Source organism: Photobacterium sp. CCB-ST2H9, assembly GCF_023151555.2.
In the GTDB taxonomy this organism is placed as follows: Bacteria; Pseudomonadota; Gammaproteobacteria; order Enterobacterales; family Vibrionaceae; genus Photobacterium.
Window position 1 is genome coordinate 1,162,190 of the sequence record NZ_CP100425.1, and the last position, 25,225, is coordinate 1,187,414.

Annotated in this window: 17 protein-coding genes; 11 read left to right on the top strand and 6 right to left on the bottom strand. The window is 55.5% G+C overall.

The features are described from left to right. Positions 1 to 190: 190 nt before the first annotated feature. The gene (locus L4174_RS05675) at positions 191 to 11,005 is read left to right on the top strand and encodes an Ig-like domain-containing protein (protein ID WP_254589125.1); all 10,815 of its coding nucleotides are present in this window, start codon (positions 191 to 193) and stop codon (positions 11,003 to 11,005) included. A 70-nt stretch (positions 11,006 to 11,075) separates the two neighbouring features. Here the strand turns inward: L4174_RS05675 and amrA are convergent, their stop codons facing one another. Then, entirely contained in the window at positions 11,076 to 11,690 is a 615-nt protein-coding gene (gene amrA / locus L4174_RS05680; protein WP_248139435.1) for an AmmeMemoRadiSam system protein A, read from the bottom strand. Next, positions 11,644 to 12,447, bottom strand: coding sequence for an AmmeMemoRadiSam system protein B (gene amrB, locus L4174_RS05685; protein ID WP_248139436.1), 804 nt, complete (start codon positions 12,445 to 12,447; stop codon positions 11,644 to 11,646). Before amrB ends, amrA begins: the two co-directional genes overlap by 47 nt. A 140-nt stretch (positions 12,448 to 12,587) precedes the next feature. Here amrB and amrS point away from each other — a divergent pair, with 140 nt between their 5' ends. The 4 genes from amrS to L4174_RS05705 all read left to right on the top strand — a co-directional run bounded on the left by amrS (position 12,588) and on the right by L4174_RS05705 (position 15,309). Beyond that, a complete protein-coding gene (amrS, locus tag L4174_RS05690) occupies positions 12,588 to 13,706 on the top strand; it encodes an AmmeMemoRadiSam system radical SAM enzyme (protein WP_248139438.1) in 1,119 nt (372 codons plus the stop codon). Positions 13,707 to 13,795: 89 nt separating this feature from the next. Next, positions 13,796 to 14,104: a glutaredoxin domain-containing protein gene (locus tag L4174_RS05695; RefSeq protein WP_248139440.1), complete on the top strand. Its 309-nt coding sequence runs from the start codon at positions 13,796 to 13,798 to the stop codon at positions 14,102 to 14,104. A 66-nt stretch (positions 14,105 to 14,170) separates the two neighbouring features. Further along, entirely contained in the window at positions 14,171 to 14,623 is a 453-nt protein-coding gene (locus tag L4174_RS05700; protein WP_248139441.1) for an OsmC family protein, read from the top strand. A gap of 47 nt (positions 14,624 to 14,670) precedes the next feature. After that, positions 14,671 to 15,309: an MOSC domain-containing protein gene (locus tag L4174_RS05705; RefSeq protein ID WP_371929380.1), complete on the top strand. Its 639-nt coding sequence runs from the start codon at positions 14,671 to 14,673 to the stop codon at positions 15,307 to 15,309. A gap of 56 nt (positions 15,310 to 15,365) precedes the next feature. Here L4174_RS05705 and L4174_RS05710 read toward each other — a convergent pair whose 3' ends face one another. From L4174_RS05710 to L4174_RS05720, 3 genes are all read right to left on the bottom strand, one after another. Continuing rightward, on the bottom strand, positions 15,366 to 15,566 hold the full coding sequence (locus L4174_RS05710) for a hypothetical protein (protein WP_248139443.1): 201 nt from the start codon (positions 15,564 to 15,566) through the stop codon (positions 15,366 to 15,368). 173 nt (positions 15,567 to 15,739) lie between these two features. Beyond that, entirely contained in the window at positions 15,740 to 16,390 is a 651-nt protein-coding gene (locus L4174_RS05715) for a LysE family translocator (RefSeq protein WP_248139444.1), read from the bottom strand. Between the two features lie 16 nt (positions 16,391 to 16,406). Next, the gene (locus L4174_RS05720) at positions 16,407 to 17,075 is read right to left on the bottom strand and encodes a hypothetical protein (RefSeq protein WP_248139446.1); all 669 of its coding nucleotides are present in this window, start codon (positions 17,073 to 17,075) and stop codon (positions 16,407 to 16,409) included. A 123-nt stretch (positions 17,076 to 17,198) separates the two neighbouring features. Between L4174_RS05720 and L4174_RS05725 the strand changes: the two genes are divergently transcribed. After that, the gene (locus L4174_RS05725; protein ID WP_248139448.1) at positions 17,199 to 18,113 is read left to right on the top strand and encodes a LysR family transcriptional regulator; all 915 of its coding nucleotides are present in this window, start codon (positions 17,199 to 17,201) and stop codon (positions 18,111 to 18,113) included. A gap of 74 nt (positions 18,114 to 18,187) precedes the next feature. Here L4174_RS05725 and L4174_RS05730 read toward each other — a convergent pair whose 3' ends face one another. After that, positions 18,188 to 19,462: an amino acid deaminase gene (locus L4174_RS05730; protein WP_248139450.1), complete on the bottom strand. Its 1,275-nt coding sequence runs from the start codon at positions 19,460 to 19,462 to the stop codon at positions 18,188 to 18,190. Positions 19,463 to 19,631: 169 nt separating this feature from the next. Between L4174_RS05730 and L4174_RS05735 the strand changes: the two genes are divergently transcribed. The 5 genes from L4174_RS05735 (at position 19,632) to L4174_RS05755 (ending at position 25,212) form a co-directional block, all read left to right on the top strand. Further along, positions 19,632 to 20,495 (top strand): MurR/RpiR family transcriptional regulator, encoded by an 864-nt coding sequence (locus L4174_RS05735; protein ID WP_248139452.1) that lies wholly within the window; start codon positions 19,632 to 19,634, stop codon positions 20,493 to 20,495. A gap of 56 nt (positions 20,496 to 20,551) precedes the next feature. Continuing rightward, on the top strand, positions 20,552 to 21,988 hold the full coding sequence (locus L4174_RS05740) for an amidohydrolase family protein (protein ID WP_248139454.1): 1,437 nt from the start codon (positions 20,552 to 20,554) through the stop codon (positions 21,986 to 21,988). A 64-nt stretch (positions 21,989 to 22,052) separates the two neighbouring features. After that, entirely contained in the window at positions 22,053 to 22,445 is a 393-nt protein-coding gene (locus L4174_RS05745; protein ID WP_248139456.1) for a RidA family protein, read from the top strand. A 257-nt stretch (positions 22,446 to 22,702) separates the two neighbouring features. After that, the gene (locus tag L4174_RS05750; RefSeq protein WP_248139458.1) at positions 22,703 to 24,193 is read left to right on the top strand and encodes a sodium:solute symporter family protein; all 1,491 of its coding nucleotides are present in this window, start codon (positions 22,703 to 22,705) and stop codon (positions 24,191 to 24,193) included. 125 nt (positions 24,194 to 24,318) lie between these two features. Next, the gene (locus L4174_RS05755) at positions 24,319 to 25,212 is read left to right on the top strand and encodes a sugar kinase (RefSeq protein WP_248141597.1); all 894 of its coding nucleotides are present in this window, start codon (positions 24,319 to 24,321) and stop codon (positions 25,210 to 25,212) included. Positions 25,213 to 25,225: the final 13 nt, after the last annotated feature.

A 25,225-nucleotide genomic window follows, 5' to 3' on the forward strand; every position in this document is an offset into this window, starting at 1 on the left:
TTCTTGCACATTCATCATCCTCTGTTTCAATAGCTACTAGTTGCACTAATTTCCATATTTTTTTGGTTTGAGTTCTCAACCGGGTTTTTCATTGAGTACTCAGTTGAGTCGCTGTTGTTCGCGCCCATGAATGGAAGATGTGATGCGGACATCACGCTCGTTTTTCGCATCACACTATTGCAGGCAGATTATGAACAACGGACTGATGATGTCGCAATTGGCTCATGCTACGCGACAGTTCTTCGCAGGCTCGGATGAGGTGAGCGCTGAAATACTCTCTCTTCATCCCGTGAAACAAGATAATAAACGCTGGATATCGACGCTGGCTTTAGGTTTGGCTGGCAGTCAGCTCCTTATCGCGAGCGCCTACGCAGAGGCGACACAGCCTGTGCCTTTTGAATCAACTCAAGCGGAACCAACCGCCATTTCTCAGCCGGCCTCTTCCGGGCTTGAATTTGATCTGAACACTTTTTTATCCCAAACCCAAAATCTGAATCCAGGGCTTCAGGCATCGAAACGTGTCGTCGGTGAGCTGTCACCATTTTCGGACGGAGCTTCCGGCTCACAGCCCGGAGAAGCCATGCTTGCGGCCGGGGAATGCTATCTCTATGTCTGTACCAATAATCCCGGCCAGCTCTGTAATACGGATGCGGATTGTAATACGTCACCACCATCCAACAATGCCCCCTCGAATATCAGTCTGACGTCTTCCAACATCAATCAGTCTGCGACGGCTTCCGGCGCGGATGTGGGCACCTTGTCGACGACTGATGCTGACAGCGGGGACTCACACAGCTATTCACTGGTTTCGAAAGGGAGCAGTGCTTTCGGCAGCTGTACTTCAGATGCAGATAACAGTCAGTTTCAAATTAACGGTGCGATACTGGAAACCGGGAGCGCATTGTCTCCTGGTAGCTACAGCATTTGTGTTCAGACGTATGATGGCACGACCACTTACCAGAAACCGTTCACAATTTCCGTTGCCGATGATGTTGCACCTTCAGCACCTTCGACGCCGGATTTATCTTCATCCTCAGATACCGGTACTTCTGACAGTGATAATCTGACCAAGAATGTCACTTTGACCTTTACCGGCACCGCTGAAGATGGCAGTACAGTGGAACTTTTCAGTGATCAGTCAGGCAGTACGCCATTGGGATCCTCGTCGGTGACGGGAGGAAACTGGAGCATCACGACCAGTACGTTATCCTCAGGCGTGACCCATGTGATCACAGCCAAAGCCACAGACAGCAGTAATAACCAGAGTGTGGCGTCATCCGGACTCAGTGTCACGATTGATACGACGTCGCCTACCGGACACAGCGTTGCGCTGGATAAGAGTCAATACAACAGCAGCAATGCCGGCAGTGCCGCTTTTACCTTCTCCGGTGGTGAGGTAGGCACACAATACAGCTATTCCGTTACTTCCAGTGGCGGTGGAACAGCAGTGACCGGGTCAGGAACACTCAGTAGTGGCTCGCAGACGGTCTCAGGCATCGACGTGTCGGGCTTATCCGATGGCACACTCGTTTTGTCCGTCACATTGACCGATGCTGCCGGGAATGCGGCGACGGCTTTGGCCAGTACCGCAACCCTGGATACAACAAAACCTGGTATTACCATTACGAGTGATAAGTTGGCTCTGAAGCTGGGTGAGGCTGCTACGCTCACCTTCACCCTGAGTGAAAGCAGCAGTGACTTCTCGGCCGGGGATGTGATTGTGTCCGGCGGTACGCTGTCGAGCTTTACCGGCAGCGGCACCAGCTACAGCGCCACTTTCACGCCGGATACGAACAGTACCGCAGGGGCGACGGTGGATGTGGCCGCCAGTGTGTTTACGGATGCAGCGGGGAACGGCAACACCGCCGCGTCCCAGCTCGCCATCAGCGTCGATACGCTGCAGCCGATGATCACCATCACCAGCGATAAGTCGGCCCTGAAACAGGGTGAAACCGCGGCACTGACCTTTACCCTGAGCGAAAGCAGCAGCGATTTCGCGGCCGGGGATGTCATTGTCTCCGGCGGCACGCTGTCGAACTTTACCGGCAGCGGCACCAGCTACAGCGCGACCTTTACGCCGGATGCGGACAGTACCGCAGGCGCGACGGTGGATGTGGCCGCCAGTGTGTTTACGGATGCCGCGGGGAACGGCAACACCGCCGCGTCCCAGCTCGCCATCAGCGTCGATACGCTGCAGCCGATGGTCACCATCACCAGCGACAAGGCAACCCTGAAGCAGGGTGAAACCGCGGCACTGACCTTCACCCTGAGCGAAAGCAGCAGCGATTTCGCGGCCGGGGATGTCATTGTCTCCGGCGGTACGCTGTCGAACTTTACCGGCAGCGGGACCAGCTACAGCGCGACCTTCACGCCGGATACGGACAGTACCGCAGGGGCGACCGTGGACGTGGCCGCCAGTGTGTTTACGGATGCCGCGGGGAACGGCAACACCGCCGCGTCCCAGCTCGCCATCAGCGTCGATACGCTGCAGCCGATGGTCACCATCACCAGCGACAAGGCAACCCTGAAGCAGGGTGAAACCGCGGCACTGACCTTCACCCTGAGCGAAAGCAGCAGCGATTTCGCGGCCGGGGATGTCATTGTGTCCGGCGGTACGCTGTCGAACTTTACCGGCAGCGGCACCAGCTACAGCGCCACTTTCACGCCGGATACGGACAGTACCGCAGGGGCAACCGTGGACGTGGCCGCCAGTGTGTTTACGGATGCCGCGGGGAACGGCAACACCGCCGCGTCTCAGCTCGCCATCAGCGTCGATACGCTGCAGCCGATGATCACCATCACCAGCGATAAGTCGGCCCTGAAGCAGGGTGAAACCGCGGCACTGACCTTCACCCTGAGCGAAAGCAGCAGTGACTTCTCGGCCGGGGATGTGATTGTGTCCGGCGGTACGCTGTCGAGCTTTACCGGCAGCGGCACCAGCTACAGCGCGACCTTCACGCCGGATGCGGACAGTACCGCAGGCGCGACGGTGGACGTTTCAGCCAGTGTGTTTACGGATGCAGCGGGGAACGGCAACACCGCCGCGTCCCAGCTCGCCATCAGCGTCGATACGCTGCAGCCGATGGTCACCATCACCTCCGATAAGTCTGCCCTGAAACAGGGTGAAACCGCGGCACTGACCTTCACCCTGAGCGAAAGCAGCAGCGATTTCGCGGCCGGGGATGTCATTGTCTCCGGCGGTACACTGTCGAACTTTACCGGCAGCGGTACCAGCTACAGCGCGACCTTTACGCCGGATGCGGACAGTACCGCAGGGGCGACGGTGGATGTGGCCGCCAGTGTGTTTACGGATGCCGCGGGGAACGGCAACACCGCCGCGTCTCAGCTCGCCATCAGCGTCGATACGCTGCAGCCGATGATCACCATCACCAGCGACAAGGCAACCCTGAAGCAGGGTGAAACCGCGGCACTGACCTTCACCCTGAGCGAAAGCAGCAGTGATTTCTCGGCCGGGGATGTCATTGTCTCCGGCGGTACGCTGTCGAACTTTACCGGCAGCGGCACCAGTTACAGCGCCACTTTCACGCCGGATACGGACAGTACCGCAGGCGCGACGGTGGACGTTTCAGCCAGTGTGTTTACGGATGCAGCGGGGAACGGCAACACCGCCGCGTCCCAGCTCGCCATCAGCGTCGATACGCTGCAGCCGATGGTCACCATCACCAGCGATAAGGCGACCCTGAAGCAGGGTGAAACCGCGGCACTGACCTTCACCCTGAGCGAAAGCAGCAGTGACTTCTCGGCCGGGGATGTGATTGTGTCCGGCGGTACGCTGTCGAGCTTTACCGGCAGCGGCACCAGCTACAGCGCGACCTTCACGCCGGATGCGGACAGTACCGCAGGCGCGACGGTGGACGTTTCAGCCAGTGTGTTTACGGATGCAGCGGGGAACGGCAACACCGCCGCGTCCCAGCTCGCCATCAGCGTCGATACGCTGCAGCCGATGGTCACCATCACCAGCGATAAGGCGACCCTGAAGCAGGGTGAAACCGCGGCACTGACCTTCACCCTGAGCGAAAGCAGCAGTGACTTCTCGGCCGGGGATGTGATTGTCTCCGGCGGTACGCTGTCGAACTTTACCGGCAGCGGCACCAGCTACAGCGCCACTTTCACGCCGGATACGGACAGTACCGCAGGCGCGACCGTGAATGTGGCCGCCAGTGTGTTTACGGATGCAGCGGGGAACGGCAACACCGCCGCGTCTCAGCTCGCCATCAGCGTCGATACGCTGCAGCCGATGATCACCATCACCAGCGATAAGTCGGCCCTGAAACAGGGTGAAACCGCAGCACTGACCTTCACCCTGAGCGAAAGCAGCAGTGATTTCGCGGCCGGGGATGTCATTGTGTCCGGCGGTACGCTGTCGAACTTTACCGGCAGCGGCACCAGCTACAGCGCCACTTTCACGCCGGATACGGACAGTACCGCAGGGGCGACCGTGAATGTGGCGGCCAGTGTGTTTACGGATGCCGCGGGGAACGGCAACACCGCCGCGTCTCAGCTTTCTATCAGCGTCGATACGCTGCAGCCGATGATCACCATCACCAGCGACAAGTCGGCCCTGAAACAGGGTGAAACCGCGGCACTGACCTTCACCCTGAGCGAAAGCAGCAGTGATTTCGCGGCCGGGGATGTCATTGTGTCCGGCGGTACGCTGTCGAACTTTACCGGCAGCGGTACCAGCTACAGCGCGACCTTTACGCCGGATGCGGACAGTACCGCAGGGGCGACGGTGGATGTGGCCGCCAGTGTGTTTACGGATGCCGCGGGGAACGGCAACACCGCCGCGTCTCAGCTCGCCATCAGCGTCGATACGCTGCAGCCGATGATCACCATCACCAGCGACAAGGCAACCCTGAAGCAGGGTGAAACCGCGGCACTGACCTTCACCCTGAGCGAAAGCAGCAGTGATTTCTCGGCCGGGGATGTCATTGTCTCCGGCGGTACGCTGTCGAACTTTACCGGCAGCGGCACCAGTTACAGCGCCACTTTCACGCCGGATACGGACAGTACCGCAGGCGCGACGGTGGACGTTTCAGCCAGTGTGTTTACGGATGCAGCGGGGAACGGCAACACCGCCGCGTCCCAGCTCGCCATCAGCGTCGATACGCTGCAGCCGATGGTCACCATCACCTCCGATAAGTCTGCCCTGAAACAGGGTGAAACCGCGGCACTGACCTTCACCCTGAGCGAAAGCAGCAGCGATTTCGCGGCCGGGGATGTCATTGTCTCCGGCGGTACACTCAGTAACTTTACCGGCTCTGGTGCCTCATATACCGCGACACTGACACCGGGCACAGACGGAAATATCACCCTGGATATCGCCAGCGGACGGTTCACCGATCCGAATGGCAACGCAAATCTGGCCGCGACACAGTTGGTGCTGACCTATGACGGCACTGCACCGTATATCAGCACGTTGAGCCCTGCAGATGATGCGACGGATGTCAGTTATAACAGTCATCTGGTGATTACATTCAGTGAAACGATCCAGGCCGGTGCGGGCAGTCTGAGTCTTGTCGATGCAACGACGTCTGCCACGCTGGCTACTTACGCGATGACGGACAGTGAAGTGAATCTTTCGGGTGACCAGCTGACGGTTTCGCCATCGCAGTCTTTTGTGCCGACACACACGTATTATGTCACCATGACGAATGATGCATTATCGGATGTCGCCGGAAATGCATTTGCCGGATTCAGCAGTGAAACCTTCTTCAACTTTACAATTGCGAATGCGCAGCCAGTTGCGACGGACGACACTGCATCTGTGGCGGAAGATAACCTGATTGCGATTGATGTGCTGTCGAATGACAGCGATACCGACAGCCTGCTCAATCCGGCCAGTGTGACTGTGGTGACCGCGCCTCAGCACGGCAGCACCAGCATCAACACCGGCACCGGGACGATCACTTATACACCGGATGAAAACTTTACGGGTACGGAAACCTTTACCTATCAGGTTGAAGATATTTACGGGGCGGTATCGTCGGCTGCGACGGTGACGGTCACTGTCACACCGGTTGCCGATGCGCCTGTGGCGACGGCGGATGTCGGCAGTACGGATGAAGATACGCTGGTCGAGCTTGATGTACTGGCGAATGACAGTGATGTGGATGTCGGGGATACTCTGCAGGCGTCTACGCTGACGATCGTTACGCAGCCTGCGCATGGTTCTGCCAGTGTTGATAACGGGAAGATTCAGTACCAGCCCGAAGCGAATTATGCGGGTACCGATACACTGACTTATACCGTGGAGGACAGCACCGGGCTGGTTTCTAACGCCGCTTTGGTGACCATTAACGTCGCAGGTGTCAATGATGCGCCTCAGACCGTGGCCGATACGCTGGCAGTCGATGAAGATGAAAGCGGTGTTGTGGATGTGCTGGCGAACGACAGTGATATTGACGGTTCACTGGCGCAAGACACTGTCCAGGTGATTACTCAGCCGCAAAAAGGGCAGGTCAGTGTCGCCACCGATGGCAAGGTGACCTATACACCAAATGCCAATTACTTCGGCAATGATAGCTTCACTTATGTGGTCCAGGATGACCTGGGTGCGACGTCATTGCCAGCGACGGTGACGGTCACTGTGGCCAGTGTGAATGATGCGCCGATTGTGGCAGATGACACGGCCACGTTGCTGGAAGACACGCCGCATACGGTAAATGTCCTCGGGAATGATCAGGATATCGACGGCACGATTCAGGCAAATTCCTTAGTGATTGTCACTCAACCAGCGCAGGGCAGTGTGAGTGTGGGCAGCAACGGGGCCGTCGTGTATACCCCGGCGCTGAATTTCAGCGGTGAAGATCAGTTTACTTATCAGGTAAGCGATGATCAGGGCGCGGTATCGAATATAGCCACTGTGACCATGACGGTTCAGGCGGTGAATGATGCGCCGGTCGCCAATGATGACCAGTCGACGACGCAGGAAGACACGGCTGTTGATATTTCGGTGATTGCCAACGACAGCGATCTGGATGGTTCACTGGATCTGAATTCGATTCAGATTCTGACGCCGCCTCAGTTTGGCCAGTTGCTGGATCTGGGCAACGGCAGCCTGCGTTACACCCCGGATGCCAATCAGTCCGGAGATGACAGCTTTACGTATACGATTGATGATAACGAAGGCAGTGCATCGAATACGGCCACGGTGTCTGTGACGGTGGAAACGGTCAATGATGCGCCAACCATCAGTGGGACACCTTCGCTGAGTGTGGATCAGGACCAGAGCTATGAATTTCAGCCGACAGCATCGGATATCGAAAATGACGGGTTAACTTTCAGCATTACCAATATGCCGGCCTGGGCCAGTTTTGATCCTCAGACCGGACGGTTGTCTGGCGTGCCGGATAATGATGCTGTGGGTCAGTACACCAATGTGATCATCAGTGTGAGTGACGGTGATAAAACCACAGCGTTACCGGCATTTACGATTACGGTGAATAACGTCAATGATGCGCCTGAAATCAGCGGCCAGCCGCAGGACCAGGTCTCAGAAGACAGCGCGTACAGTTTTATTCCGCAAGCAACGGATATCGATCAGGATGCGCTGACCTTCAGCATTCAGAATAAACCGGAATGGGCCAGTTTTGATCCCCTGACCGGGCAGCTGTCCGGTACGCCGGATAACAGTCATGTCGGAACCACCAGCGGGATTGTCATCAGTGTCAGTGACGGACCGGAAACGGCGTCTCTGCCAGCCTTCAATATCACGGTGGTGAACGTCAATGATCCGCCGGAAGGGGAAAACCTGACTGTTTCGCTGGCAGAAGATCAGACGCTGTCGATTGTGCCTTCAATGACCGATGTGGACAGCAGCTCGCTGAGCCTGCTGGTCACTGCATCGCCGCAGCACGGCAGCCTGACGGCACAGAGCGGCCTGACGGCACAAAGTGGCGGCTGGCTGTATACGCCGCAGGCTGACTATAACGGGTCCGATACTTTCAGTTATCAGGTAACGGATGGTGAGCTGGTCTCTGCGACTTACACGGTGGCGATTTCGGTGACGCCTGTGAATGACGTGCCTGTCATTCTCTCGGACAGCTATCAGTTCAAAGCCAATGCGCAGGGCCGGTATGTGCTGGATGTGCTGAGCAATGACAGCGATATTGATCAGGATCCGTTGTCTCTGCTCTGGGCGACAACCGAGAAGGGCACGACCTCCATTGAGAACGGGCAGGTAATTCTGACTACGACTCAGCAGGGGACCTTGTCTCTGAAATATGGTGCCAGTGACGGAGAAGCCGATCAGCAGGTCGGTCTGGTTACCGTGGTGATTGAATCGGCCGACAGTCAGCCGCCGGTGATTCAGGCACCAGCGGATGTTGAGGTGAATGCGACAGGCCTGTTTACCCGGGTCAACCTGGGCGTTGCGAATGCCACGGACAGTCAGGGCAAAGCACTGGCGGTGTCTGTGGTCGACCGGAAACCGTTCTTTAAACCGGGCAAACACACCGTGTACTGGCGTGCCGTGGATGCCAGTGGTCGTGAGTCGCAGGCCAGCCAGCAGGTTGTTGTGCATCCTCAGGTTTCGATTGCCAAAGATGGGAAGGCCACAGAAGGCACGACGCAAAAGGTCCGAGTCTATCTCAACGGTCCTGCACCTGCGTACCCAGTGACTGTGCCTTACACCGTATCTGGTACCAGCGACAGCAGTGATCATACGCTGACCGATGGTGAAGTCGTGATTCAGAGCGGCACCGAAGGGATCATTGAATTCGACGTTCTGAGTGACGCGTTACCGGAAGGGACAGAAACGCTGGAAATCAGCCTGTCTTCGTCGGTGAACCTTGGCAGTAAATCGCACTATTTCCTCAGCATTCTGGAGGAAAATGTTGCGCCCTCAGTATCGACTGAGGTTGCGCAGGACACCGAATCCCGGCATGTCATTGATGCTTCCGGAGGATCAGTGACCGTGACGGCCAGCGTGACGGATCCGAACGCGGCTGACAGTCACAGCTATCTGTGGGAAGCCAGCGACAGCGCCATGGCGAACCTGAGTACTGAAGATCATCAGTTCATTTTTTCACCGGGCGCCTTAACGCAGGGTATGTACACCCTGACACTGACCGTGACGGATAACGGTTCCCCGAATCTGTCGGTGAAACAGGATATTTATCTGGAAGTTGTTGCGCAGCTTGCCCAACTGGGCAGCGGAGACAGCGACGGGGACTTGCTGCCGGATGATCAGGAAGGTTACTCCGACGGAGACTCGGACGGTATCCCGGATTATCTGGACGTTATTACGGACTGTAATGTTGTTCAGGAACAGGCGGTCGTCTCTGATCGTTATCTGGTCGAAGGGGATCCGGGGGTCTGTCTGCGCAAAGGGATGACCGTCGCCGGAAATAAACTGGGCGGTGCGCAGCTGCAGACGGATGAAATTCCGTCAGACAGTGGCGCTCAGAATATCGGCGGTGTCTTTGACTTTGTTGCCCATGGATTGCCGGTGGCAGGACAAAGTTACCAGGTGGTTTTGCCGCAGCGTCTGCCAATTCCGGCCAATGCGGTTTACCGGAAATACACGGAATCGCAGGGTTGGGTGAATTACATTATCGATGCTCAGAACTTTGTCTCTTCCGCGCCGGGTGAAGCCGGTTACTGCCCTCCTCCGGGGGATGTTGAGTGGCAGGCTGGTCTGCACGAAGGGGATTGGTGTGTGCAGCTGACCATTCAGGATGGCGGTCCGAATGATGATGACGGTCAGGTGAATGGCAGTGTGATGGATCCGGGTGGTGTTGGTGTTCCGGTGAGTGCAAACCAGCTGCCGCAAGCGCAGGACGATAGTCTGTTGCTGAACCGGAATGGTGAAATCACCATTGATGTGCTGGCTAATGACACGGATGCCGATCATGATCCGCTGACGTTGATGGCGTCCTCGGTCGATTTCGGGACTGCCACGCTGGTGTCGAATCAGGTGCACTATTCCGCCCCGAACGGTTTCTATGGGGTGGCGACCATCAGTTACAGCATTTCGGACGGCATGGGCGGCACGGCCAATGCCGAGGCGAAAGTCACGGTGCTGAACAGTGATTACCCGGTTGCCGTCAACGATGCGGTTCAGACCGACGATCAAACGGCGGTGGTAATTGCGGTCCTTGGGAACGACAGCGATGCGGATGGTGACAGCCTGTCTGTGATTGCGGCAGTAGCTGACCGGGGAACAGTCTCTGTGAATGGTGATCAGACCTTAACCTTCACACCGGAGCCGGGTTATGCCGGTGACAGCATCATTACCTACCGGATTCAGGATGCAACCGGACTGGAAGCCAGCGCTCAGGCGCGGGTGACAACAACGCTCAAGGAGGGCATGGTGGTGAAAAACCGGGGTGCCGGTACATTCTCGGCAATGATGTTACTGCTGCTGGGCGGCTTTGGCCTGATGCGTCGATGGGGCGGTCGTGTGCTCGCACTGGTTCTGAGCTTACTGACCTTCAACAGCCAGGCCGCCTGGTATGTCGATGCGGAAATCGGGGGCAGTCAGGCCAGTGAGCGCAATACTCAGCCAGCCGACACCACGGTGTCTCAGGATGACAGCGATATGGCCTGGTCCTTGGGGATCGGCTATGAAACCCGCAGTCAGTGGCTGTTCACTGCACGCTATCTGGATCAGGGAGAAGGGGAAGCGACACTGACGCCCGATGGTATGACAGCCAGTGATTATCATCAGCAAGTGTCTAAGGCGACTCCGGCACTGACGTCCGGGGTCGCACTGGATGTCCGGTATCCTGTCCTGGCGGATAATGACTTCCGGCTGTTGCTCGGTGGTGGTGTGTACCGTTGGGAAGTGGATTACAGCAGTACCTATCAGGGGGAGACGATCAAGTCGTCAGATTGGGGGGTTGATCCCTATCTGACGGTCGGGATCGATTATCGTCTGCATCCGGCCTGGCTGGCGGGCGTGAAGTTCAACCGTTACTTTATTGACATCAACGATATCAGTCAGACTTCTCTGACCCTGACTTACCAGTTCGGGCAGTAGTCTTCGCGGAGAAACGAAAAATGCTGGCTTCGGCCAGCATTTTTGATCGGGAGAGCGAGTCAGACGGGCATTACGCCAGTGGCGTGAAATATTTACCTTTCATCTGAGTGATCGTAAAGGTTTTCACCCGGACATTGGGAGACCAGTGATTCATCGGCCAGCCTGCTTTTTGTTTCAGGGCTTTGATGAAAGCTGAAGGCTTTGGCAGTTTTTCCCAGACCTGCGGCAGAAACACGGCCTGAGAATAATGCTCTGTCAGGATGACACCCACCTTGTGCTGCTCCAGATAGGCCAACAGTTCTTCTTCAGAAGCTACTGAAAGGAGCTTGGGTTCAGAGAGTACGGAGACTTCAATGGTCAGGGAATCCAGCTGCTCTTCGGTGAGCGGCATGAATCGTCTGTCCTGATAGGCACTGTCTCTGGCTTTGTTATGGACTTCTATTACCAGCGGCTCATTGGCCGTGACGGTGCCCAGACAGCCCTGGAGCTGACCATCGACTTCAAGCGTGACAAAACAGGCACCGTTAGCCCGCAGCTTGCGGTGGTAGAGATCCAGTTGCGGCGGCATCGGCAGATCATCGGAAAAATGGCTGCGGATCGCCTCCCGGGCAATATCCAGCAACTGCGTCATTTCTCCCTTATTCAGGGCCGGTTTCTCTGGGGGAAGACACGAGGTAACTGACATATCCAACGACTCTCTCCTTATCTCCGGCCTCCATGTCGCCGGAGTTTTTGTATTCAATTTGTGTTAAGTAATAGCCTCTTTGCTTCGCCAGTAATAACAAGGTGTTGATCCCGGTTGAGCCGCAAGCCTGTTGCGGGGAAAGGCTGGGATCGAACTTTTCAATCACTTTCAGAGTCCGGTGATCGATATCCTGTGCATCTGCATAGGGGTGGTAATGGCTCAGATCACTGCTGATGACCAGCAATGTGTTGTCCTGCCATAGGGGATCAATGATCTCCGCCAGACGTGCCGGGGAAATATCTCCGGTGAGTATCGGCAGCAGGGTAAACGCCGGCAGGCAATGCTGCAGGAAGGGTAACTGCACTTCCAGACAATGCTCCAGCTCATGTATATGATCTGAGATAGCAATATCATCGAATCGTGACAATTTTTCAACAGACGGCGTGTCAATCTGGACTTCACCTAACGGTGTGGCGAAATACTGATCACCGGGCAGGGCGCAGCCATCAAAGGCATAGTAATGACTGGGGCCAACCAGAATTACTTTTTGATACACATTTCCGTTTCTTTTCAGCCACCGGTAGGCCCTGGCAGCGACTTTACCAGAGAACATATACCCCGCATGCGGCACGATCAGTGCTCTGGGGAATGATGTCACTTCGTCCGGGGCAACCAGCCAATGATTCAGCTGCTTGCTCAGTTCCAGCGGCGAAGCCTGATAAAATCGACCGGCGACAGCAGGGACTCGAATGGTCATCGTCTGGTCCTCTATCTCCGAACTGGTTCTGAAGGATGTGATTGGTTCACGCCACAGGCTCTGCCTGATACATCAGGCGGGATCTGGCGGAGACCAACTATATTTAAGTATAGAAAGGATTAATTTCGCGGAGCATCTCCATGGCGCAATCTCACCGGATGCAAACAGACCCGCTTTCCGGAAGCCCTCCGGCGAGCTGGCCAACCACACACTGGCATCAGTTAGATGACGGTCGTGTGGTTTGCGATGTCTGTCCAAGGCATTGCCGGCTCCGTGACGGCAAGCGGGGTGCCTGTTTTGTGCGGATGGCTGAACATGGTCAGATTGTGCTGACGAGCTACGGCCGCTCCAGCGGGTTCTGCATCGACCCGATTGAGAAAAAACCGCTGAACCATTTTTACCCGGGCAGCTCAGTTTTATCGTTCGGAACCGCCGGATGTAATCTGGGCTGTAAATTCTGCCAGAACTGGAGCATCAGCAAGTCGCGGGAAATCGATACCTTAGGGTCAACCGCAATGCCAGAGCAAATCGCACGGGCAGCGCAGCAGTACGGCTGCGATTCCATTGCGTTTACCTATAACGACCCGGTCATTTTCATGGAATACGCCATGGACTGTGCAGACGCCTGCCATGCCCACGGGATCCACAGTGTGGCGGTGAGTGCCGGTTATATCTGCGATGTGCCGCGGCAAGATTTTTATCAGAAAATGGATGCGGCCAATATCGACCTGAAAGCCTTCACGGAGCGGTTTTATCACAAAATATGCAGCGGGCATCTGGCACCTGTACTGGATACGTTGCTCTACCTGCGTCATGAAACCCGGGTGTGGTTCGAAATCACCACCTTGCTGATCCCGGATGAAAATGACAGTCCGGCTGAAATCGAGGCGATGTCACGGTGGATCATGGAGAATCTCGGCCCGGAAGTTCCGTTGCATTTCAGTGCATTTCATCCTGATTTTAAAATGATGGACAAACCGCCGACCCCACCGTCAACCGTCAAACGGGCAAGACAGATTGCTCTGGATGCCGGACTGAAATACGTCTACGTAGGTAATATTTTTGATGAGGCAGGGGACAGTACCTACTGTCCCGGCTGCGGTGCGAAGGTGGTTGCGCGAAACTGGTATGCGCTGGGCGATTATGAACTGACCGACAAAGGTTGCTGTCAGCACTGCGGCTATCAGCTTGCCGGACGGTTTACGACGCCCGGTGAAAGCTTCGGGCGCAGGCGGATTCCCATCCGGATCAGTGCCTGATGGTGATAAAAGCAACAAGCTCGTCAATTGGGTTTTACTCCGGTGCGGCTTTGCATTATCTTACCGCTTTCCGTAAAGCCGAACAGAGAATGTCCCGCATGACTATTGAAGCATTGCATCAGTTTCAGAATCTGGTGATCACTCAGCCGAACTGCCCTTACTGTGTGAGAGCGAAAGCGATCCTTGACGGACGTGGAACAGACTACACGACACTGGTGCTGGGTCAGGATCTGGAAAAGACCGAGATGGTTGCTTTTATTGAGCAGGTGGCAAACACCACCGTGCGGACCGTGCCGCAAATAATCCTGGATGGCAGATATATCGGGGGGCATGATGATCTGGTCGCGTTTCTGGAGCGACAGGTTGATCACGACGCGCTCAGTGATTTCGAATTGTGATGAAAAAGGCTCCCGTCGGGGGCCTTTTTCTTTATTGATGTTTTTTTCAGTAAGGAGACGGATGAGATGAGCTTTCATGTAAGAGTTATCTGGCAAGGCAACAGTCAGCCCGGAGAAGCATTCAGCCGGGATCATCAGATTCACTTTGGCAGCGGCCAGCAGGTTCAGGGATCATCTGCACCGGAATATCAGGGCAGTGCCGATAAAATTAATCCGGAAGAAAGCCTGATGTCGTCGCTGTCTTCCTGTCATATGCTGACGTTTCTGGCGATCGCGCATCTCAAGCGTCTGCCGGTTGCCAGTTATCAGGACAGCGTGACCGCAGAACTGGGGCAAAACGAGGCTGGTAAAACCAAAGTGGCTGTGATTGATCTGAACCCGCAGATCACCTTCGCGGAAGGGATTGACGTCTCCCCTGAAGTCCTGGACAAAATGCATCAGAAAGCGCACGCGAATTGTTTTATTGCGAACAGCTTGAATGTGACTGTTCGATTGCATGGAAAGGAGTTCGAGCATTGATCAAAGCAGAGACAAGCATATCGCTCACCGGCCTGTATACAGGAACAGTGACACAGAATTACGGTATCACCACAGCGATGGCCAAGCAGCCGGTGACCGGCCGGATGTATTTGTCGGAGACCGGACTGGAAGGTGATGAATGCGCCGAGCCGAAATTTCACGGTGGTACGGAAAGGGCGCTGCATCAGTATCCGCTCGAGCATTATGCTTTCTGGCAGCAGAAGTATCCTGAGCGCGAATGGGTGTCGTCGGGGATGGGCGAAAATATCAGTACGCTGGGGATGACGGAAGACAATGTCCGCATCGGCGACCGGTATCGCTGGGGTGAAGCCATCATCGAAATCAGTCAGCCGCGTTCGCCTTGTTTTAAACTGAACTGTCGCTGGGATTTACAGGGCTTTTCAGAAACCATGCAGACCACTGGCCGTTGTGGCTGGCTGTATCGTGTGATTCAGCCCGGTTTTATCCGTGCGGCAGCACCTTTGGTCCTGATTCAGGCCGGGGATGAGCGCTTTACCGTCAAACGGGTGCTGGACTGGTATTTCAACGATCCGATGAATCCGGATAAGTTACGTCTGCTGCAGACGTGTGAAGCCCTGTCGAAGAGCTGGCAGAGCACTATCGCCAAGCGACTGGAAACAGGTGAGCTCGAAAACTGGCATTTCCGCCTGAACGGGAAAGCCTGAAAAACAAAACGGGCCGAATGACGGCCCGTTGATTCTGTGATGTTTGTGAAGCTGACTCAGGTCAGCGCATAGCCAATCAGACCGGCGATCGCCAGGCAGGCACCACCGAACACGCCAAATTCAATGCGCTTTTCAACGACGCATTCAACGTCTTCTTTTCTGACAGTCAGCATACTGAAAATGCAACCACCGGCCAGCGCTACGGCTAATACGCCCAGGCTGAACAGGATAGCCGAAACAAAATCCATCAATTCCATATCAATCCTCTTTTGGACTTACCCAATCAATTTGCTTGTTGCGTGCTTATTGGTGAATGGGTCTGTCCGGGGGAATGGACAGACCTGCACGTCTCGAATGCGGGGCGAATCATACACCGATTGGCGGGCGCTGTAATCCCGGAGGTGTAATCAAAAATGACGGGCGAATGGGGTCAGGCAAAGGCCAGCCTTGCCGCAAAAGCGATCAGGACCACACCCAGAGACCGTTCAATCAGATGCATTTGCCGTTGGAACCAGAACCGGGCTTTTTCAGCGGAAAACACCACGCTGACCCCCATGAACCAGATCGCATTGACGGAACACATCCAGGCGCCATAGAACATCTGTACGGCGATGGGGGTATCGATGCTGACCACATTGGTCATGACCGCCAGGAAAAACAGGGTGGCTTTCGGGTTGGTGGCATTGGTGAGAAAACCAATGCTGAAAGCCCGTTTCAGCGACTGTGTCTCCGCCGGGGTATCCGGATTGTTCGCTGCATCTGTTGCCGGTCCGTTGTCTTTGGCCGGTTTGCTGCGGCAGAGCTGAACACCCAGATAAACCAGATAAATTGCCCCGAGCACTTTGGCTGCGATAAGCAGCCACTCGGAGGTGTGCATGAGTGCGCTCACGCCCAGCAGGGTATACAGGACATGAATGCCCAGCCCGCAGCCGATGCCCAGTGCGGTCATCACACCATGGCTGCGGCCAAATTTCAGGCTCTGTCTGACCGTCACCACAAAATCAGGTCCCGGTGCCACGACGGCCATAAAATGGATCAGGGCCAGAGAAAGAAATTCCGGCCAGTATTCATTGATCATCATTCACATCCTTATTGAATCAGGCCGCCACTGGAATGTGGTAGCGCACCTGGAGGTTCCCTTGCTGGAACTGGGTGGAAATCCGGATATCAGCAGGCAATTCACTGGTATTGCTGATATGTGTGCCCAGGCAGGGCAAAGTGGTCAGTTCGCCGAATCCGACCCGGCGTGTTCCTGTCTGATCCGTACTGATCTGAACCGGAAGTCCGGCAGCGATCAATCGGCCCAGGTGCTGCGCAATGGTCTGTTCATCCAGCTCCACGACATGTGCCTGTGGCGCGAACTCAACATGACAGGTCTCGGGCCAGTGATTCGCTCGGACCGGTTGCCAGCCATTTTGCAGACCAATGTTACCGATCAGATGTCCCAGGCTGTGCAGGCAACTGTGTAATTGCCGGGCTTCCTTATCCAGAGCCATGGTTGTCATGCCGGTAGGCAGGGCATGATCAAGGATATGCTGAATCTCGTTGCCCACTTTGCGGGTGTGCAGAACCTGTGCCCGTTCACCACAATGCGTGATGATCCGGCCGGTATCTCCGGGCTGCCCTTCATCTTGCGGATGAAAGACGGTTTTGTCCAACACGGCGATCCATTGCCCATCTTCCTGAAAACAGGCAAGAAGCTCGGCCTCACAGTAGAGCTGATTGGTGCTGAGATATAACGCTTGTGTTGCCATCGAAGATGCCATGAACGCTTTCCGTGAATTGCTGGAATTGTTGTGATAGGCAGCATTGTAATCATCCGGACTGTGCATGATAATCCATCATCAATTCAAATAACTTTTGCGTATAACGCACGAATCAGAGGCAGCATGAGCAGCAACAAACACATTGGTCTGATGCAGGATATGGCAATTTTTGTCTCTGTGGTGAAAACCGGCAGCTTTTCAGAATCGGCAAGATTGCTGGGCGTCTCACCTTCTGCCGTCAGCCGGACCATCAAACAGCTGGAGCAGCAGCTTGGCGTTTGCCTGTTACAGCGTACGACCCGGAAACTGCGGCTGAGTGAAACGGGCAGAACGGTGTATGAACGCTGTCTTCAACTGGACGAGGCAGCCAGAGAAGTGGTGTCGCTCTGTGAAAGTCAGGACAGCTCTGCCCGGGGTGTCGTGAAGGTTGCAGCTCCGAAAGCAGTGGCGCATTCTCTGATTCATCCCTACGTTGCTGAATTTCTGCGGCTGTATCCGGATATTGATGTGCACCTGGTGCTGGACGATCAGGCGCTGGATCTGATTGAACAGGAAATTGATATTTTGTTCCGGATCACCCGTCAGCCGCCGCAGGGGCTGATCGGACGCAGTATGATGCCGATTGTGCACGTGCTCTGCGCATCTCCGGAGTATCTGGAGCGCAGGGGGATGCCCGTTCATCCGAAAGAATTAACCGGCCACAGCTGTATTTCTTTGGGAGAGAATGAAACGGATTCGAAATGGCGGTTCCGAAAAGGAGACAGCAAAATCACGGTGCCGGTCACCGGACGGTACAGGGCTAATCATTCGCGGGTGCGGCTGGAAGCGGCAGAGCAGGGGATCGGGATTGCCAGCTTGCCGGTCTTTGTTGCTGAAGGAGCTATTGCGGAAGGCAAGATTATTCAGGTCTTACCCGAGTGGGAATTTGAAACAGCCTACACTGGTGATTTATGGATGTTATATCCGGCGACGCGCCATATTCCGGCCAAAGTGAGTTTGTTTGCGGACTACATTGTGGGCAAGTTAGGGAAGTCGTGAATTTCGTCTGATCTGAAGGCTGGGCGCTACGGCGAACTGGTAAACAGCCATCCTGTAGGATGGCTGTTTGTGGATCAGAAGCGGGTATCCACGAATCGGCCGACGGTGTCCGTGTCGTCGGTAATACAGAGATAGCGCCATTTATCGAACGTCAGGCACGGATGAGAGGTTGAAAACACCAGTATGTCTCCCACCCGCAGATCGGTCCCGGCCGGGACGTTCACAAAGGTATGCTGATCCATGATGGCGGTCGCTTCCAGACCACTGACCGTGATTGGCTGACCGTCCCGGAATCCGCGTTCAACGATTGGCAGCCCGGCATCGAACGCAACGTCCCGTTTCCCCATCCCGATCACCGCTTTACAGGGCTCCGGCACGGAGAGAACGTAGGCCCAGAGTTCCAGGGCTGATTCCAGATCCCCGCCCAGTTCGCAGGCGTATCCCTGATTGGCTTTCGCACGAGCGATGACCTGATGCTGGGCATCCTGGTAAATCCCGGTGTCATGGATCAGATAACAGCCGGGCCGGATGACGGCATTCAGATGGGGATGACCCGCAAACTCTTCAGCCACAATGTCATACCAGGCAGAGCCTGCGCCGGTTACGATGGGGTGGTCAACCGTGATCAGCTTTTTCTCGGTCAGCTGTTCTGCCAGCAACACGGCATCGCGCAGGAATAAACGGATGTGATCTTCTGCATCAGCGCCGTGAATGACACCCTCATACACTTCAATGCCATGCAGAGATAAGCCTTCCGCCGCCTGAATAAACCCGGCCAGAGTTTCTGCTTCTTCGTGGTTTCTGCAGCCGCAGCGGCCTCCCGGTACGCCATATTCGATCAGGACGTTCAGGGTCAGCCCTTCAGCTGAGAAGTATCGGCTGAGCTGAGCGGCATTGTCACAGGAGTCGACGCAGCAATAGAACCGGACGTCATGCTGACGGATCAGCCGGGCGATCAGGGCCATATTGGCTTTTCCGACCAGCTGGTTGGCCATCAGAATGTTTTGGGCCCCGGCAACGGCTGCGGTTTCAGCCTGTGCGGGGGTTGCAACGGTGATCCCCCAGGCACCGGCCTGCAGTTGCTCGGTAAAGAGCGACGGCGTCATGGTGGTTTTGCCGTGGGGTGACAGTTTGACCTGATGGTGGTTGGCGAACTGTTGCATCCAGTTCAGGTTATTGTGAATCGCCGATTCGCGAAGGACCGCTGCCGGCAGGCAGATTTCTTCGTCAATCAGGCTGTACCGACCCTCACTTTTCTCATGGACCCAGACACCCTTGGTCCCAATCGGAAAGTTTTTGTGATCGAATTCTTGGTATTTACTAACATGCTTTTTGTTTGCTTGAGGCATTGGTTATTCTCCTAACATAGCCATTATCCCTTTATACATAAGGCTTGTGGCGAGATGATAGTATTCTTGATGTTAGAAACTATCAAACATCTTGTGGTGAATTGTGCGATTTCTCACTGTTTGATTCCCACCGTCTCACTAAGATTCAACCCAGAGAGGAAAGGTCACCGTGACCATTGAAGTGGACATCGTTTCCCGAATTACTGAGTGCTTCCCACAGTTAAGAGAAGCAGAAAAAAAAGTGGCCCGCCTGGTGGTGGACGATCTGAGCAGTGCGGCGACGGCCAGCATCACGGAACTGGCAGAAGAAGCCGGGGTAAGTGAAGCCACCATCACCCGCTTTGCGAAGGCGGTCGGCTGTAAAAATGTGCGTGACCTGAAAATGAAGCTGGCGCAGTCACTGGCGGTCGGACAGCGGTTCATTCATGAAAGCCCGGATGAAACGGGCATTCAGGGGGTGTATGAGTCGATTAAGAACGTCATCAACCTCAACCGGAAAATCGTGAATGAAGCGGATGTCGCCCGGGCGGTAGAAATGCTGCTCAACGCGCGGCAGGTTCTGTCGGTCGGCATGGGCGGTGGCTCAACCATCATGTCGCAGGAATTGCAGTTCAGGCTGTTTCGGATTGGATTTGCCGTCAGTGCCTATAACGACGGCTTGCTGGCCCGGATGGTGGCCTCGACCGCAGACAGTAAAGACGTGATGGTAGCGCTGTCAGTGACGGGCTACACCGCAGAAGTGGTCGAACCGGCATCCATTGCCAAACAGTACGGGCTTAAGGTGATTGCGATTACCGCGCCGGACTCGCCGCTGGCAAAAGTCAGTGATGTGGTGCTGCCGCTGGTGACCGATGAAACAGATTTTATTTATAAACCCTCAGCCTCACGCTACGCCATGATGGCGCTGATTGATGTGCTGTCGACAGAACTGGCCCTGCGCCAGAAACGCCGTTCCCGTGATCGCCTGCGTCGGCTGAAACTGGCGCTGGACAGCCACCGCGGTGGTGAAGATCGACAGCCGCTGGGGGATTAGCCCGCCAATTCTGAAAGAAGGTGGCGGATGCGAGAAACGAACGAAAAGGAAAACGTATGCAGTTTGAGACCGTATTCCGCCAGGTCAGCATCATTGATGGCACCGGCGCGGATGCCTACCGCGCCGATGTTGCCATTCAGAATGGCCGCATCGTTCAGATTGGTGACCTTGCCGGTTGTGCCGCGCATCAGGTGATTGACGGCCGTCATCAGGTACTGGCGCCGGGCTTCATTGATGTGCACACCCACGACGACACCCATGTGATCCGTTTTCCTGAGTGTCTGCCAAAAATCAGCCAGGGCGTTACCACGGTGATTGTCGGTAACTGCGGTATCAGCGCGTCTCCGGCAGTGCTGGCTGCTGATCCGCCCGATCCCATGAACCTGCTGGGCAAGCGGGAAGATTTCCGGTACCCGGCTTTTGCAGACTACGCCGAAGCAGTACGTCAGGCGCAGCCCGCAGTCAATGTGGCGGCGCTGGTGGGTCATACCACCTTGCGCAATCAGGTGATGGATGATCTCTGTCGCGCCGCGACGCCGCAGGAAATTGTTGCCATGAAGGCCCTGCTGAAACAGGCCATGCAGCAAGGTGCGCTTGGCCTGAGCTCCGGGCTGGCTTATGCCTCCGCCAAACAGGCACCGGCTGAGGAAGTGATGGCGCTGGCGGAAGCACTGGCGGCTTTCAACGGTATCTATACCACCCATATGCGCACTGAATTCGAACAGATTCTGGATGCAATGGACGAAGCATTCCAAACTGGCAAGCACGCCAGAGTCCCGGTGGTGATTTCACATCTCAAATGTGCAGGCGCAGGCAACTGGGGCCGGACGGTGGAAGTGCTGGACCGGATGGAATCTGCCGCGCAGTGTCAGGATGTGGCCTGCGACTGTTACCCGTATTCTGCCAGTTCCTCGACGCTGGATCTTAATCAGGTCACAGAAGATATCAATATCTTCATTACCTGGTCAGAAGCGTTCCCGGAACTGGCAGGCAAGATGCTGAAAGAGATTGCGGCGGAGATGGACCTGCCGCTGATGGACGCCGCCAGAGCGCTGCAACCGGCCGGGGCGGTGTATCACTGCATGGATGAAGCCGATGTCGAGCGGGTACTGAAATACCGTCTCACCATGGTGGGCTCTGATGGCCTGCCGAATGACCCGCATCCGCACCCGCGTCTGTGGGGGGCATTTCCCCGGGTGCTGGGCTACTACACCCGCGAACGCAAGTTGTTCTCACTGGAGCAGGCCGTTCACAAGATGACCGGGATGTCGGCCCGACGTTTCGGGCTGAAAGACCGGGGGATCATCGCCGAAGGCGCTTTTGCGGATTTGGTGCTTTTTGACCCGGCCACGATTGAGGACGCTGCCAGTTTCGAGCACCCGATTACTGCCGCAAAGGGTATTGCGCTGGTCATGGTGAATGGCCGGATCAGCTATCAGCAGGGCAGTGTCAGCCCGGAACGTCATGGCCGCTTTCTGGCCCGGCATCAATGATGAAGCACACACAGAATTATTCAAAGTCACAAGGCTAATCAGCCCTCAATTGGAGAAAACAATCATGACGATTATTCGTTACGGCGTGGAAGGCGGGACAGGCACCGGCGGGCAGCATCTGCCATTTGCACGTGCGACGCAGGCTGGTGGATTCCTGTATGTTTCAGGCCAGACACCGATGACAGACGGCGAGGTGGTTGAAGGCGGTATCGTCGATCAGTCACGCCTGGCGATTCAGAACTGTCTCAACATCATGGAAGAAGCCGGATACGGCCTGGCCGATGTGGTCCATGTGAAAGTGGTGCTGACCGATGCCCGTTATTTCCAGTCGTTCAACAAGGTCTTTCAGGAGTTTTTTGGTGAACATCCGCCAGCCCGGATCTGCATGGTGTGTGATCTGGTGGTGGACGTCAAAGTGGAAGTGGATGTGACCTGTTACCGAGAGGATCGCCGTTAATCCGGCCCACAACTCGGACTTGGATTCGGTCAGTCATACGCTGAACGGACCAGCTGTCTCTTGAGCCTGCAGGATCTGTTGCAAGAATTTTTCTGTGCTGAAATCTCAGGCAGAAGCAAAGAAAAAGGGCTGGCAAAGTACCAGCCCGTAAAAAGCAAATGACTGAAATTCAAAGTCAATTTCAGTCATACACGGGATAACCGAATGTGTTTATCCCCAAGCAAATAAAAGCAATGGCGGATTATAAGAGGTAAGGAATGAACAGTACACTCTTTCTCACCGGATTCGGTGCATATGTGGTGTTTATGATCTGGCTGGGCTGGTTTGTGTCCCGCTCTCAGAAATCAGGGGAAGATTTTCTGCTGGGCGGACGTGGCCTGCCATTGTTCCTCGTACTGGGGACGACCGTGGCAACCATGGTGGGTACCGGCTCCAGTATGGGCGCAGTCGGTTTCGGATACCTGAACGGCTGGGCCGGTGCGTTATACGGAATCGGGGGTGCCCTGGGGATCTTACTGCTGGCCTGGTGGTTTGCCCCGGTCCGTAAGCTGAACTTCATGACCATGAGTGAAGAACTGGCCTACTATGTTGGCGCCAACAAGGTGGTGAAAAACGTTGTGGGTGTGCTGATCTTCGTGGCCTGTATCGGCTGGCTGGGCGCCCATATTCTCGGCGGCGGCCTGTATTTGGCGTGGATCGCGGATATCGATCTGAATACTGCCAAGATCGTCATTGCTGCGGCCTTCACCATTTATGTCGTCATCGGCGGTTATACCGCGGTGGTCTGGACCGATACGATTCAGGCGATTGTTCTGTTCTTCGGCTTTATTCTGATGGCGGTACTTTCCGTTCAGCAGATCGGCGGGCTGGAAAACCTCTATCAAGCCATGGATCCGGCAGCGGTGAGCCTGCTCGGCATTGAAAAGCTGGGCGCACTGCCTGCGCTGTCGCTGGCGATGGTGGTCGGTGTCGGAATTCTGGCTACGCCGTCTTTCCGCCAGCGTATTTACTCGGGTAAGGATGTGTCCACGATTCGCCGCTCTTTCGTCATGTCCGGTGTACTTTACCTGTTTTTCTCAATTATTCCGGCAGTCATCGGGATGTCTGCCCACGCCATTAACCCGGAACTGAACAACGCGAACTATGCGTTTCCTTATGTCGCCGCAACCGTGCTGCCGGTCGCCGTGGGGATGATTGTGCTGATTGCGGGTCTGTCTGCCACCATGTCGAGCGCCAGTTCCGATGCAATTGCCGGGGTGTCGATCATGCTGCGTGACATTTTTATCCTTTTTACGGGCAAAGTGCCCTCAAAAGACAAAATGGTGTTTTACTCCCGTCTGTCGCTGGTGATTGTCATTGGCATGGCCCTGCTGTTCGCGCTGACTTCGAATGACATTATCAGCTATATCACCAAGATGATTTCCACCGTGATGTCAGGCATGTTCGTCTGCGGCATGCTGGGGCGGTTCTGGTCCCGGTATAACTGGCAGGGAGCACTGGCAACGCTGGCCGGGGCTTCAGCGGCATCTTTCTCGGTGATTCTGAATGCGGACTGGAATGCCTACTGGGGAAATCCCTGCATCCCGTCGGTGCTGACTGCGCTGGTGGCCGGTGCAACTGTCAGCCTGCTGACGCCTGCCAATCAGGTGAGCCCGGCACAGGCCAAAGCCATCCTGGATGCCGAGCGTGAAGCGATGGAAAACACTGTTCAGAAGGACATCAGTACAGAGGCTGCCTGCGCGAAATAAATCGCTAAAACTTGTGAAAATGCAGGTCTTTGTGATGAACCAAGGCCTGCATCATGAATTAGGCTTGTAGAAACAGTCCAAGAAAGAAAGGGACCGCTGTGAAAATTGCATTTTTTGGTGAATGTATGGTCGAGCTGAGCGGCCAGCCGTTACGTCGCACCTTTGGTGGTGATACCTTAAATACGGCACTCTATCTGGCCCGGCTCGGACGTTCTCGCCGGTTGGATGTCAGTTACGCAACGGCACTGGGAAAAGACAATATCAGCCAGGATATGCTGTCTGCCTGGCAGGAAGAATATATTGATACGCGTCTGGTGCGTCGGCTGGACGAGAAATTACCCGGACTCTATCTGGTGGAAACTGAGCCCAGCGGCGAGCGCCATTTTCACTATTGGCGCAATGACAGTGCCGCGAAGTTTTATTTCGCGACCGGAGTTACCCCGCTTGAACGGGCCATTGATAACAATGAGTTTGATGTGTTGTATATCAGCGGCATCAGTCTGGCGATTCTGGCGGAAGATGCCAAAGCCATTCTGATTACACTGTTGGAAAAACACAAAGCGACCGGCGGTAAAGTTGTGTTCGATAACAACTTCCGGCCGCAACTGTGGACAGCCAAACAGGCTCAATACTGGTATAAGCAGGTGCTGCCTTTTGTGGATATCGCCTTGATCACCGAAGATGATGACCAGAAAGTGTGGGGCGAGGGCGATGTGACGGAACGTTGCCGCGATTTTGGCTGCGCTGAAGTTGTGATTAAGCGCGGCAGCCAGCCGTGTCTGGTGGCGACGGATTTACAGTCTGACCATCCGGGGATCAGTGAAGTGGCTGCCAACCCGGTTCAGACGGTGATTGATACCTGCGCGGCAGGCGATTCATTTGCAGCGGGTTATCTGGCAGGCCGGCTGAGCGGAGAAACAGCCACGGCATCGGCAGAACTGGGTCACCAGCTGGCTGCGATTGTGATTCAACACCCGGGCGCGATTATTCCGCCCGAGGCTATGACAGAGATGATGTAAAGGAGTTAGAAGT

Excerpts from the sequence above, each read along its gene's own strand:
- L4174_RS05675 (WP_254589125.1), top strand. The coding sequence starts at position 191 with ATGAACAACGGACTGATGATGTCGCAATTGGCTCATGCTACGCGACAG.
- amrA (WP_248139435.1), bottom strand. The coding sequence starts at position 11,690 with ATGTCAGTTACCTCGTGTCTTCCCCCAGAGAAACCGGCCCTGAATAAG.
- amrB (WP_248139436.1), bottom strand. The coding sequence starts at position 12,447 with ATGACCATTCGAGTCCCTGCTGTCGCCGGTCGATTTTATCAGGCTTCG.
- amrS (WP_248139438.1), top strand. The coding sequence starts at position 12,588 with ATGGCGCAATCTCACCGGATGCAAACAGACCCGCTTTCCGGAAGCCCT.
- L4174_RS05695 (WP_248139440.1), top strand. The coding sequence starts at position 13,796 with ATGTCCCGCATGACTATTGAAGCATTGCATCAGTTTCAGAATCTGGTG.
- L4174_RS05700 (WP_248139441.1), top strand. The coding sequence starts at position 14,171 with ATGAGCTTTCATGTAAGAGTTATCTGGCAAGGCAACAGTCAGCCCGGA.
- L4174_RS05710 (WP_248139443.1), bottom strand. The coding sequence starts at position 15,566 with ATGGAATTGATGGATTTTGTTTCGGCTATCCTGTTCAGCCTGGGCGTA.
- L4174_RS05715 (WP_248139444.1), bottom strand. The coding sequence starts at position 16,390 with ATGATGATCAATGAATACTGGCCGGAATTTCTTTCTCTGGCCCTGATC.
- L4174_RS05720 (WP_248139446.1), bottom strand. The coding sequence starts at position 17,075 with ATGGCATCTTCGATGGCAACACAAGCGTTATATCTCAGCACCAATCAG.
- L4174_RS05725 (WP_248139448.1), top strand. The coding sequence starts at position 17,199 with ATGAGCAGCAACAAACACATTGGTCTGATGCAGGATATGGCAATTTTT.
- L4174_RS05730 (WP_248139450.1), bottom strand. The coding sequence starts at position 19,462 with ATGCCTCAAGCAAACAAAAAGCATGTTAGTAAATACCAAGAATTCGAT.
- L4174_RS05740 (WP_248139454.1), top strand. The coding sequence starts at position 20,552 with ATGCAGTTTGAGACCGTATTCCGCCAGGTCAGCATCATTGATGGCACC.
- L4174_RS05745 (WP_248139456.1), top strand. The coding sequence starts at position 22,053 with ATGACGATTATTCGTTACGGCGTGGAAGGCGGGACAGGCACCGGCGGG.
- L4174_RS05750 (WP_248139458.1), top strand. The coding sequence starts at position 22,703 with ATGAACAGTACACTCTTTCTCACCGGATTCGGTGCATATGTGGTGTTT.
- L4174_RS05755 (WP_248141597.1), top strand. The coding sequence starts at position 24,319 with ATGGTCGAGCTGAGCGGCCAGCCGTTACGTCGCACCTTTGGTGGTGAT.